This window comes from Flagellimonas algicola (genome assembly GCF_005937185.1).
GTDB classification, from domain to species: domain Bacteria; phylum Bacteroidota; class Bacteroidia; order Flavobacteriales; family Flavobacteriaceae; genus Flagellimonas; species Flagellimonas algicola.
The window spans coordinates 1,274,812-1,289,959 of record NZ_VCNI01000001.1; the positions used below are offsets into that span (position 1 = coordinate 1,274,812).

At 41.2% G+C, this 15,148-nt stretch carries 8 protein-coding genes; 2 read left to right on the forward strand and 6 right to left on the reverse strand.

Features of this window, described 5'->3' with window-relative positions; genetic code table 11:
- Positions 1–2 precede the first annotated feature (2 nt).
- Complete coding sequence (locus FGG15_RS05645; protein WP_138834086.1) at positions 3–890, forward strand: sugar phosphate nucleotidyltransferase; 888 nt, start codon at positions 3–5, stop codon at positions 888–890.
- A gap of 48 nt (positions 891–938) precedes the next feature.
- Complete coding sequence (locus FGG15_RS05650; protein WP_138834088.1) at positions 939–1,556, forward strand: LacI family DNA-binding transcriptional regulator; 618 nt, start codon at positions 939–941, stop codon at positions 1,554–1,556.
- A 36-nt stretch (positions 1,557–1,592) separates the two neighbouring features.
- Here the strand turns inward: FGG15_RS05650 and FGG15_RS05655 are convergent, their stop codons facing one another.
- The 6 genes from FGG15_RS05655 to FGG15_RS05680 form a co-directional block, all read right to left on the reverse strand.
- Positions 1,593–4,700: a DUF5107 domain-containing protein gene (locus FGG15_RS05655; RefSeq protein WP_138834090.1), complete on the reverse strand. Its 3,108-nt coding sequence runs from the start codon at positions 4,698–4,700 to the stop codon at positions 1,593–1,595.
- A gap of 16 nt (positions 4,701–4,716) precedes the next feature.
- A complete protein-coding gene (locus tag FGG15_RS05660) occupies positions 4,717–8,022 on the reverse strand; it encodes a VCBS repeat-containing protein (RefSeq protein ID WP_202619525.1) in 3,306 nt (1,101 codons plus the stop codon).
- A gap of 81 nt (positions 8,023–8,103) precedes the next feature.
- Positions 8,104–9,684 (reverse strand): SusD/RagB family nutrient-binding outer membrane lipoprotein, encoded by a 1,581-nt coding sequence (locus FGG15_RS05665; RefSeq protein ID WP_138834093.1) that lies wholly within the window; start codon positions 9,682–9,684, stop codon positions 8,104–8,106.
- A gap of 9 nt (positions 9,685–9,693) precedes the next feature.
- Positions 9,694–13,059, reverse strand: coding sequence for a SusC/RagA family TonB-linked outer membrane protein (locus FGG15_RS05670; RefSeq protein WP_138834095.1), 3,366 nt, complete (start codon positions 13,057–13,059; stop codon positions 9,694–9,696).
- A 173-nt stretch (positions 13,060–13,232) separates the two neighbouring features.
- Entirely contained in the window at positions 13,233–14,312 is a 1,080-nt protein-coding gene (locus FGG15_RS05675) for a FecR family protein (protein WP_138834097.1), read from the reverse strand.
- A 155-nt stretch (positions 14,313–14,467) separates the two neighbouring features.
- A complete protein-coding gene (locus tag FGG15_RS05680; protein ID WP_138834100.1) occupies positions 14,468–15,118 on the reverse strand; it encodes an RNA polymerase sigma factor in 651 nt (216 codons plus the stop codon).
- Positions 15,119–15,148: the final 30 nt, after the last annotated feature.

Sequence of the window (15,148 nt, forward strand, 5' to 3'; positions counted from 1 at the left end):
TGATGAAAGAACACTCAAATCTTATTGTATTGGCGGGCGGGGCATCTTCCAGAATGAAGAAACAGGTCTCTCCGGAAAAAGGACTTAGTGCCGAAGACATTAAACAGGCCAACGAACGTAGCAAAGGCCTTATTGCTGTGGGCAATGAAGGTAGACCCATGATGGATTATGTCCTATACAACGCTAAATTGTCAGGATACACCCATATCTATATTGTAATTGGGGAGCAGGGCGATCTCTTTAGGAAATTTTATGGCAACAAGGATAGAGACAATGAATTCCATGGGCTCAAAATTTCGTTTGCAATTCAATATATCCCAGAAGGAAGGGTGAAACCCTTTGGTACTGCAGATGCAGTTTTTCAGGCTTTAGAGCAATTTCCAGAGTTGAACAGCGCCTCCTATACGGTTTGTAATAGTGATAATCTCTATTCTGTGGAAGCATTGACCGCGCTTAGAAAGACGCACAGTCCCAATGCTTTTATTGGCTACGATAGGGATGCCATGCTATTTCCCATGGAACGCATTTCACGTTTTGCCCTGGCCAAACTGGATACCGACGGCCATCTATTGGATATCATTGAGAAGCCCTCCGAAAATGAGGTAGAACGATATCGGGATGCTTCGGGTAAACTTCGGGTGAGCATGAATGCCTTTACGTTTGACGGTGCAATGATGTATCCTTATATCAAGAATTGCCCCGTTCATCCGGAAAGAAACGAAAAGGAACTTCCCACTGCCCTATTGAATATGCTGAAGGATCATCCCGGTTCGGCCATCGGGATTCCTTTTTCGGAACATGTCCCTGACCTTACCGCCAAGGAAGATATTCTCGAGGTCAAGGAGTATTTAAGAAAGAACTATCCAAAGTTGGATTGGGAGTCAGCATAGAGATACGAATATAAATTTTCCAAAAGGAATTGAAAAAAAGAACACAAAATGCACGGTTTAACCAACAAAAAGACATTTGACAACAAGCAGCTTACTGCTCCCATGGCCAATCTAAAAGATTTGGCCAGAATATCCGGATTTTCCATTTCTACCGTATCCAAGGCACTAAACAACAGTGATGAAATCAGTTCACTTACCAAGAAGAAATTGCGGAAACTTGCAACCGATCACAATTATATTCCAAACAAAACAGCTTGCGCCTTAAGAAAGCAAAAAACGGACATCCTTATGATATGCCTGCCCAAGCAACAGTTGTGCAAGTATTCGGCTGTTATTGAAGGAATTATTGATAAATCACAAAGCCTTGGTTATCAAACCCTGATCCATCAATTTGATCTTAAAACATTACCCCAAGCACTTAAGCAATTGGAACCCCAAAGAACCGTGGACGGATTGGTATTTCTTCTAGAACGGACGGATCCAGCCACCGAAAACATGTTCGAGCAGCATGCGAAGGAAGGTTTGGTATTAATTAAACACACTAAACCCATAGCTCCTAATTGCGATACAAAAAAGCAACGGGGTATTGGCAGGAAACTTGGCAAGGCATTAATAGAACGAATTGACTGGAAAACCAACGCACCAGAACAGTTCTCCAAAATTTAGGAAAAATTCATAAACTGCAGGCTCAGGATTTAGCATTTACTGCTGTTTCGCCACATATTTCAGTATGTCCAAGAATCTATTGTCCCAATTCAAAGATTCATTTAAATCTTTTATCTTCTCCCCATCTTGAACATGCAATGCCAACAACATGGCAGCGGTTTGGTTGTCTTCAGATTCCTTTTGGATTTGCGAAAGTAGCTTTTCCCTAGCGGCATCATTACCCAGTTTTCCATGGGACATTAGCTTGAACAAGCTGTTTCTAACCACATTCGAGTCGGAATGCCTTCTGTATTTGGCAACCTGTTCAAAAAAGCCACCTGCTTTATCAGCATTTTGAAGCTTTTCATGACAAAGGCCCAAAAGATAGTCAGCCATACGGGTATCTGGATTAAAAGGAGTACCCACGCCCAAGTTTTCAGGCCACTTTTTTGAGGCTTCCAAAAGCGCGGTGGCCTTGCTAAACTGTCCTTTGTCCATAAACTTTTTGGCTCGATAGATATGTGCCTGATCATAGATTTTTTTGCTCTCGGAAGCATGTTCAAAGGGCAATATATTCAGGCTTCCCAAAACACCTATTGCTTTGGCATAATTTCCAGTGGACACCAAGGCCTTTGCGTAGCTCAATCCAACATTATAATTGTTTGGGAATTTTTTGAAACCCTTTTTGGCAAGCGCTACAGCTTCATCATTTTTATCATGATCCAAGTAAAACAGAATGAAATCATCCCACCGTTTCCAATTGCTTTTGTTCAAGGCAAGGGAAGTTTCAAAATCTTTATGGGTATCTCCGTAAGGAGCATCGTCGTCCATAATCTTGGCCCTGAAGCTGTAAAAGGTATCGTTGTCTGGTACATCCTTGCATTGCTTCAATAAATCAATGGCCTTATCATTTAGTCCTACTGCCAAATAGTTTTGTGCCAAATAATATTTAAACTTCCAATGATCATGGGTGGAAACTGCCCATTCCAGTACCGGAATCATCTCCCGTCTATATGGAAAGACAAAATCAGGAGAACTGCTAGCCAATCCCGAAAGCAACTCCTTCCCCTTTTCTGAATTTTTGGAAGCATAGGCCAAATAAAGGTTGGACTTTAAATCTTTGGAATTTAAGTTCAATAAATGTTCTGCCATCTTACCCTGTCCCAAATTCAGGTATTCCAACGCAAGTTCCAATAAGGTCTCGTTGCGGAATTCATTCTGTATACTCTCTATGATAGAAGCTGAAGCCTCCTTTTGGAAAAGAATTTCTTCAAAAGCCGCAAAATGGTTTATTGGGCTGATTTTAAATACTTTTTTGAGCTGTTTTTTAAACGCGTCGGCATTGATGTACTTTCGATACACCACCAATAAAACCTGTCTAGCATTTAGGTTATAGGCGTTGAATGCCAAGGCTTTTTTAGCATAACGTTCCGCTTTATCCAATTCGTTCCTGTACAGATGTATTTCTGCCATTAGGGCAAAGGATACCGAGCGAAATTGTATGGATCTTGCCGCCCAACCAAAAGATTCCAAAGCGTTAAGTGCATCTTTTTGGGCCCAATAGGCAATTCCTGCCAGGTAATTGGCTTCAGGATTGTAGGTGTCCAACTGTAAGGCTGTATTGGCAAGTTCCAAGGCTTTGTCATATCTGGTTTTTCTATATTCTGCCTCTGCTGCCAAAATCAGAGCATTGTGGTGGGTTGCATCCAGCGCAAACAATTCGGTCAATTTTTCGTCCGCCAATGCGTATTCCCGGTACTTCATCGCTTCTGAAGCTTCATGATATAACTGCTCTACCCTGGAAGGCTTTATTTCTGGCTTGTAAACAAAATCTCTTTTAAGCAAAGTTTTGCTGACCGATGTGTATTCCAATTTATCGGCCCCAACAGAAATGTCCAGGGTATCTGTATCCTTGCATGGGAAGGTTTTGGTAAAAATCTGCATGGGTTGCATCTCTAGAGACTCTCTAAAAACCTCCTTCTTGTTGACAAAAATTTGAAGAGGTTCCTTAAATCCTTGAAGCGCATTAATTCCTAAAGTAGCTGTCTCTCCACTCCGTTCCACGTTTAATACGCCATATTCTGAAGCGGCCTCCATCCCTCCTATCTCCTTGATTGGAAACCAGAGTTCCTGCCAAGAATCCATGACATAGGGGTCAAAGTTGGCTTGGGAAACCGGGTTTTCAGCTCCTGGAAAGTACTGATTGAACAATCTACCTGCCTGAAATTCAATATACTGGCCATCAGTATCCGTCAAAAGGTCTTCCCAAATACCGCCTGATCTTGATAGTGCCCATAACCATAGTTTTTGTCCGGGCATTTCCTCATAGGGAGATAAGTGACCAAAACCAACATTTCGATCATGATAATAGCCTCCAAAATAATTTTTATAATCCCCTACAATATGATAGGACTTGGATGGACCAAAATTGTTGTTTTTGTACATGGCCAGATTCCTGTCCTTATCATCAATAGGCCATTTTCTCCAGGTGCCATCATGCTCCAGATATCCATTGCCTGGAATAAAGAATTCCAAATCATTGGTCGCAGGCGCCGCCCCAGTCATCCAGTTATAATAGGATTGATTTAATGGGGTTCCATTGTACCAAGAGGCATTGGTCTCAAAATAAGCTTTGTCTTTGTCCAGTTTAATTTCCACCTGCCAATACGTTCCTGATGGCAAGTCCATATTTCCAACAAAACAACTTACACTTCCGTCTTCGTTGGTTGCTGTTTTATAATCCACAGCAGTTGCTGTACCAGGATGATGTCCTATAATCCCAAAATTAAACTCAATTCCGCCAGAGGTCCAAGGGCCCCTCATGGCAATGTTCCGGAACTTGACCACCTCGTTCCGATATAAAAACTCATTGCCCGTACTCTTTTCAATAGCTCCCCATACTTTGCCCCCTATTTCCGGTAACACATAGACCTCTATATATTCGTTTTCGAGTTTGACCACTTTCCATCCCTTTTTTTGCGATGTATGATCATACTCCTCAAACTTAAAATAGGGGAATATTTTAGGGTTTTCGGTCAAAATGGGCACTGGGTTTGGTGCTCCAAATCCGTAGGTATCCAATTGTCTTACCTCTTCACTTATCTTGGCGTTTTGTGCCATTGTGCTCAGAGAGACAATCCATAAAAGTGCAGTTATTTTTTTCAAAACTCTAGTTTTAGTGCTAGTCTTCAGCGGTTAAACTGTACACCTGCACAGGTTGATTGTTTCTTGCAAATAGTAGTAGAGGAGCTTCTGAATTGCCATTGATTATTACCAAATCACGGACTTCACCATCTACATTAAGACCGCTTTCCAAATCTGCAACAGTTTGAAAGTCTCCTTGGCCATTACCCAACAACAAAAGTCCATTGTTGGCATCATAACGGCCATATTTAACCCTAGTTCCGTAGAAATTCCCGGCCAAAACCAAATCCAGATTTCCATCTTTGTTAATGTCCTTTGCTAGAATTGCATAGACGGGTGAAAATTGTGTTTGGATAGGAAGGGGGGTCAGGTTGAACGTGCCATCACCAAGGTTTTCCATATAGCTCGTAGAAAAATTATTGGCTTCCAAAAGATAGGCTCCCTCCAACTCTTCTGGTGAAAAAATATCTGTTATTTTTTGGGTGGCATAGTCTGAATAGTTGACGTATCTGGCTTTAAGCCCGTTCAATTGTTCCACCAAATCGTCTTTTGAGAATACCGGATAGCTCTCACCCATGAGGTAGGAACATAAAATAGGGTCAATTGCTCCATTATCATCAAAATCCTTGGCATACAATTGAACTGGTTCATCGGAGGAAGCCTTTAATTGTGAATTCCAACCAAAATTGCCAATCACGTAATCTTGATCTCCATCATTATCAAAATCGCCTTCAACAATCCGGTTCCACCAGCCTTTGGATTTTTGAGTATCGACGGCATTGTTTTCCTCTATTAATTTGCTTTTCTCATTCCTAAAAAAGCGAATGGACATAAATTCGCCCACCAAAATCAAATCTTTAAGCCCATCTCCATTAAAATCAGTCCATAAGGCATCGGTTACCATACCGATCTGGGATATATCCTTGTTAAGCTCATTGGTACTATCCTTAAAGTTACCATTCCCATCGTTCTTCAAAATATAACTTCTGGCAGCCCTGGGATATTGGCCAGGCACTGATCTGCCACCCACAAACAAATCTTGATCACCGTCTTGGTCGTAATCGTATGCTCTTACACAGGATCCATTGGTCAGCATCTTGGGTAAGGCAGATGCTTTTTTGGTAAAGTTTCCGTTGTTGTTTATGTACAGTCTGTCCTGAAGTTCAGGAGCTTCCTCTTCAAATTCGTGGCTTCCACTAACTATATAGAGATCCATATCCTGATCGTTGTCCGCATCAAAAAACAATGCGCCAACATCTTCGGATTGTTCATCCTCTTTGAATGAAACGATGTTAGCTTCAGCAAAATTCCCAGTTCTTCGCTGTACCAAAATTTTTCCAGCAGTACCTTTTGCCCCACCAATAAAAATATCCTCTAAGCCATCATTGTTGACGTCCGATTTGGCCATTTTTGGCCCCTGGGTGGAAAGTTGGTGAGGAATTAGCGATTCCCTCTTGAAGTCCACAAACATATTTTCAATATGGTTGTAAACCAATAAACTATCGGAAGTAATATCCGAAAAGTATTGCTGCTGTGGTATACTTTCAGCTACATCCGCTATTGTCGCTTCGGCCTGTGTGAACCTTAATGTTTGGTTGGCCTCAATGTTATTCTTTGTAGAGACCGTCCCATCAGGCCATATCACCTCTAGGTTATCGACACTCTGTAAGGTCCCCAAACCAAAAATAAGAGAAGGGTCAACGGACGATTGAAATCCCCTTGCAGGATACAACTCCTGGTGCAGCAGCAAGGTATCTGATTTAAGAATCACTTTGGCTCCCACCGCCAAGGTATTCCCTTCCTTGCCTTGTAGCTGTATCTTTAAATAGTTGTTGTTCCCCAGTAACTCACTGTTGTTGCGGTAAATAAAAGCCTCGTCGTCCGTATTGTTGACCACCAAATCATAATCCCCATCATTGTCTAGATCCACGTAGGCAGCGCCATTGGAAAGGGATTTCCCATCAAGGCCCCAATCTGCAGTTACTTTTCCAAAAGTTAGATCCCCTTTGTTCCGATACGCGTAATTTTCTTCAATGGTGGAAGGAATATTTTCCAATAAATCCTTGATCGCGGTTTCCACTCCGGAATCCATTTCTTCCAAGCGCTTTTGAACCGCAAAATTCATGAAATCCATATTGGTATAGTCCCGCTTAACACCGTTGGTCACAAATAAATCCTTGTAACCGTCGTTGTCAAAATCGGCAAAGAGCGGTGCCCAGCTCCAATCGGTAGCATGTATTCCTGCCAATTGTCCAATTTCCGCAAAGGAATTCCCTTGATTCAAATGCAGCATGTTTCGCATGTACTGATGATGAAAATCAGAATCCACAAGAAATTGGTGCTTGTCATAGTTATCCGGGCCAGAGATCATTTTTTGTCTAAAGTTCCCTTCCGGGAGCATATCCAAGGTTACAATATCCGGCCTGCCATCATTGTTGATATCTGAAATGTCCGATCCCATGGAAAAATGGGAGGTGTGCCCAATAAAATCCTTTAGACTTTCGGTGAAAGTGCCATCACCATTGTTCAGGTACAAAAAGTCGTGTTCGTGAAAATCATTGGAGATATAAATATCCGGCCAAGCATCATCATTGATATCACTGATGGAAACACTTAATCCAAATCCCAATACACTGGACATGATTCCGGCTTCTTGGCTGACATCCACAAATTTTCCATTGTCATTTCGGTACAAACGATCCGCATAATCCGGGAACGATTTTTTTCTTAGGTTCTTGGAGGCATTTTTAAGACTTGAATACGGTTGAACCGAATGATTAAGTACAAAAACATCCATGTCTCCGTCCCTGTCATAATCGAAAAAATTTCCCTGTGTGGAATATCCAAAGTCATCCAAGCCATATTCTGCTGACTTTTCTGTAAAGGTTAAATCCCCATTGTTAATAAAGAGCAGGTTTCGCCTTTTTTCCTTGTCTTTAGCTGCCGATCGACAGACATAAATATCCAAAAGACCATCCCCATTCACATCTGCCATTGAAGTTCCGGTATTCCAAAGCCCTTCTGCAAATACGCCTGCTTTTTGGGCAATTTCCTCAAACTTAAAATCTCCTTTGTTCAGATAAAGACGGCTGCCAACCATACTTCCTGTAAAGTATAGGTCTTGTAACCCATCATTGTTGATATCGCCAACGGCCACTCCTCCCCCATTGTAAATATTGCCGTAGGTAAGAATGTTGAACTCATCAGTTTCGTTGACCAGATTTTTAAATTTAATGCCTGTATGGCTGGAAGGCATTTTTGAAAACAACTTGCTGGAATCTATTTTTTTGCATGAAACAAGAATAGAGAATAGCAGCAGTAACGCTTTGTAATAGGAACTCATAGATTTTGGATTGGTTTGCGTCTTTTAAGATAGTACAATAAAAAACCTGTGGGGTCGCCACAGGTTTTTTTTCTCCCCTTTTTAGAAATTAGGTCCTCCGGTATCCCACCAGAGTCGCGTTCCTATTTCATCGGGGCCACCTAACTTAGCAGTTGCATCAGCAACACCTTCGGGATTGTTTTCCCGCTCGCTGTTGATAAATGTCATTCTTCTTAAGAAATCATCGTCTGCGATAACCCCCCAATCCGAGTTACTATCGTTCTGATAGTTAAACGGAAGTTTAGGATAATCGGTTCTACGATGATCTACCCAAGGTTCCATGGAGTCTGTATAAGCAGCAATCCACTTTTGAGTAATGATTTTCTCCAATTTAGTTTCATTATCAGCAGCTTCATCCCAAGCTATCGTATTGGTTATTCTATTCGTAAAGGCATTAACACCTGCATCTGCTTTGGGGTCCGTATAGTCCCATGGAATGTTGGTATTATCAGCCAGATAGTCATCAACTCCACCAACGCCCCAAAGATCAAATGAGGTACGGACTCCCATTTCATAATTTGTCCCGGCATCTCCAGCCCCAGCCCAACCACGTAATGCAGCTTCTGCCATTAGGAAATATACTTCATCAGCGCTAAACATTTTACGTTCAGTTACATCTCCGGGATCATTAAATGAAAGATCAATGGTGGAATAACTCAAGCGGTCATCCTTGGCCACCAGGCTAGCTCCATTGCGGATTCCCTTGTATGGGAAATCTGGGTGATCCGCCACAACAGCGGGATCGGTTGCCTCATCAAAGAAGGCAGAAACCCTCGGGTCTGCGTATCCACCTAAAATGGATTCCATACTTGCACTCATACGGGTATCGTTCCACTCGAAGCAGATAACCGCTGGGTGGTACTTTCTTCCATAGTTGGAGATATTAAAGTTTTCCGCATTGGTCATAATAAGCCCTGCAGAATCTGCCAAAGCTTTTTCTCCCTCAGCTTGTGCCTTGGCTGGATCTACTTTGGAAATCCTGATGGCCAGGCGAAGTCTTAAAGAGTTTGCCAATTTGGCCCACAGTTCAGTACTACCGCCATAACTGGCATCAAAGGAAGCAAAACCTCCAAACTCGGGATTGGCTTTCAGCACCCCTATGATGCGATCCAAATCCGAAAAGAAGGCATTATAAAGTACCTGCTCGCTGTCATACTCCCCAGTTTTTCCCAAACCAAATTCCGTATAGATAATTGGTCCTTGATATACTGTCAAACGGTGCATAGAAAGAATTTTGATCAAATTGGCCAATTCAACAAACACTTCATTGCCTTCCCCTTGATTGGCAATATCGATTACCTGGTTGGCAGGGGCCATTACGTTGTTGTATTGTACGGTCCAGTACCTATTCCAACGTAAATAATAGGTGGTATTGTTTACTCCACCAACGAAAGGGGTAGGCGTTGCCAAATGCCTGGCATAGGAATCATTGGTCAAATTATGGTCTATCTGAATACCATAAAGATTTGACAGCAAGCTCGGGAAGAAGGCACCAATACTGTTAAAATCCTGCGTCAATGACTCGTCGGAAATTTGGTATGGATTGGTATTGGTCTCTTCAAAGTCACTGGTACAGGCACCTAGTGCCACTACCATTGATAATATATATATATACTTCTTCATATCCATTTTTTAAAAAGTTACTTTAAGGTTCAGTCCATAATTCCTTGTGGAAGGTAGATTGAAGTTATCGAGGCCTACAGAATTTCTATTGGTACTCATGGCCAATTCTGGATCAAAGGGTGCTTCCTTCTTCAAGAAGAACAAGTTATTGCCAATAAAGGATATGGAGGCTGATTGTATGAAGGGCATATTCAGTTTTTTCAAATCAATATCATACCCCAAAGACATCTGTGCCAATCTAATATTGGTCCTGTCGTACACATATGCTTCACCAACACCATTACGATCACCAAGGAAACGGAACCAGGACTCTGGATTCACACTGGTGACTGGTTCTCCTGAAGATTCACGTACTCCATTTACCGCCACACTTCCTGCATCACGGGCGTCTGCTGTACGCTGGGAAACCCCTGCTCCGTCCAGCATGGATTCGGTCTGGCTAAATACTTTGCCTCCAAACACTCCGTTAATCAAGGCGCTGGCATTCCATCTTCCAAAGGATACCGTATTGTTCCAACCCAAGGTAAAGTCTGGATCCAAATTACCAATAAGTTCCTGATCCTGGGTTCTTAAAGGTTCGGGGTCTGTTACATCATCATCAAAAAGTATTCTTCCTTGATCGTCCCTACGGAATTTCAAGACATAAATATCATTGAATCGCCCTCCCTCAACTAATCGAGAACTATAGCCTTCAGATGATCCAAGATTCACCACCCTTGAATCATCTGGTCCAATATCCACAATCTCACTTCTATTTCTTGTAAAGTTAAATGCCGTATTCCACTCCAAGTTGTCATTGCGTATGGGCGACCCATTCAGGGAAATCTCAACACCTTTGTTTACAATTTCACCAGCATTAATGAACTTTCTTGTATATCTACCTTCTGATTCTGGGTCTGAAGCATCCAATGGAACAGGAACAAATTGATCTGTACTCTTGATATGGTAATAGGTAAAGTCAATTCCCAATCTGTTGCTAAAAAAGCGCCAGTCAGCTCCAATTTCAGTACTGGTAATGATTTCAGGTTTGGCATCGAGAAAAGGCTTGTCCGTATTTCGTTGTAAAGTTCCATTAGCATCTACAATGCTGCTGCGTGGACTGATTCGGTTGAAAGGTACCTCATTGGCTACCTGGGTTCTGGAAACTCTAAACTTGGCAAAACTAATAGCCTCTGGCATTTCAAACATTTCACTAACAATAGCAGTTAAACCTACGGATGGATAGAAGTAGGAATCATTTCCTGTAAGGGCCAAGGTAGAGGCCCAATCGTTTCTTCCACCCAAATCCAAGAACAGCATTTCTTTATAACCCAAAGTAGCATTGGCAAACAATCCCTGCTTTTTAATGACCCCATTGGTAACGGATTCAACTGGTCTTTGTGTCAACTCTAAATTCTGAAAATTGAACTCATTTGGATAAATGAGACCATTACCACTACTTGGGGTAACTCGTACTCCATCGCCATAATCCGTTTCCGTGTAACTACCTCCCACAAGTGCCGTTAGACTAAAGTCTTCCGACAGGTCGGAATCATAGGTTAAAATAGCATCGGTATAGATCAAACGATCTTCGTATTTATGGTAATCCCAAGTACCATTTCTATTTACATTAGTAGTGTTGGAAGTAGCTGCATGGCGTTGCTCACGTCTAACATTGGCATAATCGTAATTACCCCTAACCTGAAGATTAAGTGCATCCATAATTTGATAGTTCAATGTCAAATTAGCAATTACCCTTCTATTGTTCTGTTCCCTGGGTTGGTTGTTAATAATCCAATAGGGATTGGATTGGTGGTGATCTTCAACAAACCAATTCATTGTGTAAAGATTTCGTCCAACATCAAATATTTGATAATTAACTCGGGTATCCTCAAAATCACGTTCACGAGGAAAGAAATAAAGTCCAGTCAACGGATTTAGGTAATATCCTGAAGGCAATCTATTCTCCGAATTCTCTATGGACAAGATGATATTTGAACTTACAGTCAATTTATCATCCAATAGTTTGGTAGACTGCTTAAAGGACATGTTGTTTCTAGAATACGTATTATCAGGAGTAATTCCAGTGGCCGTGGTGTTGGAATACGAGAAATAAGCCGTAGTCTTGTCGTTTCCACCACTTATGGAAAGTGAATTAATAAAGTTGGCACCGGTGGAAAAGAAATCATCCACATAGTTACTGGCATAATTACCGGGCGTGGTGCTCCAGCTTTCTTTGGCTCCATCAACTGCTCCATACTTAAATTGTAAATCTGGTGTCTCAATAACACTTTCAAAAGTAACACCAGAGTTAAGGGATACCGTAGTTTTTCCAGCCTGTCCTTCTTTAGTGGTAATCAATACAACCCCATTAGCACCAGCACTTCCGTAAAGTAGGGCCGCGTTGGCACCTCTTAGGATACTGATACTTGCAATATCATCTGGGTTTAAAGCTGATATCCCGTCCCCGGAATCAGTTCCACCCCACATTCCTGGCTGATTGCCCCGGTTGTTGGCCAATGGAATACCATCGATTACGAATAAAGGAGTACTATCACCTTCAAGTGATTTGTTACCTCTCAGTACAATTTTGGTGGATCCACCTGCACCTGAGCTACTTTTCTTGATTTCCACACCAGCGGTTTTACCGTTGATACTATTAAGGAAGTTAACGTCTCTTGTTTTTGTAATTTCATCGGCGCTTACAGTTTGTTGGGCATAGGTCAGGGTTTTTTCTTCCCTTTTGATACCCAAAGCGGTTACCACCACTTCTCCTAATTGCTCTGCGTCCTCACCCATTGATACATTAATGGTTGATTGCCCGCCTACAGCAACTTCTTGAGCTGTGAAACCTAAAGAAGTAAACACTAGTACTGCACCACTTGAAACCGAAATGGTATAGTTTCCATCAAAATCGGTAGATGTACCGTTTGAAGTTCCCTTTTCTACAACGTTTACCCCGGGTAAAGGTGATCCCGCGTCATCCGTAACATTTCCTGTCACGGTTTGTTGAACAACTTTTTCAATAATTTCGGGAGTTGCTTCTTCGAGTCTTGGCGTCACAGCAATGGTGCTGTTCATCCTTCTAAAATTCAAAGATGCTTCTTTACTTATCTGCTCCAATAAATCATAAACTGAATGTGTTCCCAGGGCAATTTGGAACTTGGTCCTCCTGTTCACGTCATTCTCATCATAATTGAATTTGAAAGCAGATTGGTTCTCGATTTCCTCAAAGACATCCAATACCTTCACCTGTCGGTCTGAGTTCCACTCAAGGTAGGTGTCTTTCATACTTTGCGTATACCCCTCATTGGCCATTGCAAAATAGCAGAACACCATTTGCAAAATAAATATCCTAGAGAGCATAGCGACTGTTTTAGATAGTTTAAATTTCATACTTTTACATCGGTTTAGTTGATATACTTTAATTGAACTTTTGATGATAAGTTTGTCTCCATCGAAAGTGCCATTTTCTTTGGAGCAAACTTATTTTTTACGGGTAGCATTTCATTTTCATACGTTTAAGTTTTAGTGGTTATTATTTCAAATTGTTTAAGTTCTAATTTTCACTATTTAAAATAGATCGTTATCTCTCTTTCATTTTCCTCATTTATCCTAAATGAAAATTTTTCAACGAAAGCGATTCTCTCCAACACGTTTTCCAAACTTTCGCTGGGAAATTCACCAGTATAGGTGACACGTCTGTTCAGATTGCGTACTGTAATGTCAACGTCGTACCAGTTTTCCAAGGTCTCCTCAATTTCATCAAAACCAGCAGCTTTAAAGACCAGAGTTCGCTTGGTCCATTTATAAAAGTCCATGTCGGCATAGGCCGAAAAATTCAATTCCCCATCATCTGAGGTAAAAGTGGCCTTCCCTCCTGGGCTGTCAATGATTCCAACTTTCTTGTCTTCAAGTACAGGGGCTACTGAGATTTTACCTTCCACCAATCCAACTTCCACTTTCTTTCCCTTATGCGCTTTAACATTAAAAGCTGTACCCAAAGCCCTGGTCACCAATCCGTTGGATTTAACCAAAAAAGGTTTGGCAGGATCCTTTTCCACCTCAAAGTAGGCCTCGCCCTCCAAATAAACTTGTCTTTCATTGACAAATCTGGAGGCATATTTAATCCTACTATTATTATTAAGGTATACGGTTGTACCATCGGGCAGAGTAATTCTGGACTTTTTTCCCCTTAGGTTTTCCTTTTCCAAATAGGAAATGGACTGGGTGGTCGGCATCAGCTCAGTTGTTGCGGACATCCGCATTCCTATGACTAAGCCGAAGAACAACAATCCACATGCTACCAAAGGAAGTATGAAGGCCATTAGGTTATTCCCATTGTTTTTTGGAATGAGATTTCTTTTGCCCAAAATGGACGTCAAAAGTTCTTCCCTTGCCTTGTCATCCAAATCATTGTCCAGATGAAAGCTAAGGGAAAGAAGAATCTCCTTGGCTGCCAAAACTATTTCCCTTTTTGAAGGGTTTGCAGCCAACCAGTTTTTCCAGAAAAAATGCGAAGATCTATTTGGTTTAATTACCCAATCCCTAAATTCGGAATTAGCTAAAAAATCCTCAAGTTCATACTCGTGATAGTCCATTTGGTGTTCTCCTGTATTATAAAGACTTAAGAAAAGGTTAAATGACATCAAAAAAAATTGCCTTTTTTGCAAAAATTTAAGATTTATGTTGTCATTTTATATGTTTCCTTAATGTTAACTATTGATTATTAAGCAACTACGATTTTTTATGGGAAATAAAAAAAGTTGCTAGAAATTTGAATTAAACAGCACTGAACAGCGCTTTACCCTATTTTTTTAGGTTCCCCCAAAATTTCAACCTGTTTTTTTAACTCTGTCAAGGATCTATAAATTAAGTTTCGGGCCGCCCTTACACTGGAAAAACCCATTACATCCTTTATTTGGGAATATGTGAGCCCATTATAATAAAGGTAATATATCGCCTCTCTTTGCCGTCGGGTTAGTTTGTTCAGGGAATCTTGAATCAATTTGATTTGATCTGCCTCAAAGCGCCTATTGATCAGGACACTTTCATGTGACGGGGTCAAATGGAACGCGTAGGGTGTTGCTGAAAAATTCAAGGTCATATTCTTTTTCCGCTTCTTCTGTTCGGATAGAATGTTGTTCCTATAGCATTTGATCAGAAATGCCTTTGCAGAAACCACTTTATGAAGTTTGCTCCTTTTTTCCCTGATCGTGATAAACGTTTCCTGCAGTACATCCTTCAATAATTCAGTATCTCCAGAGAATTGTCTACCTAGATTGTAGAGCATATGGAAATAGTGATTGTAGATTTTTACGAATGCAGCTTCGCTACCGTCACAAAACAATTTCCATTCCTTGGTCGCATCAAAGTTACAGGTATCCGATTTTACTTTCGAATTGCCGGTTATCCGATGAATTTTTGCAGCTGCACTAAAGTTAGGTGAAGCCATGTTAAGTTAGTTAGTTAGTTGTAGTTGTTC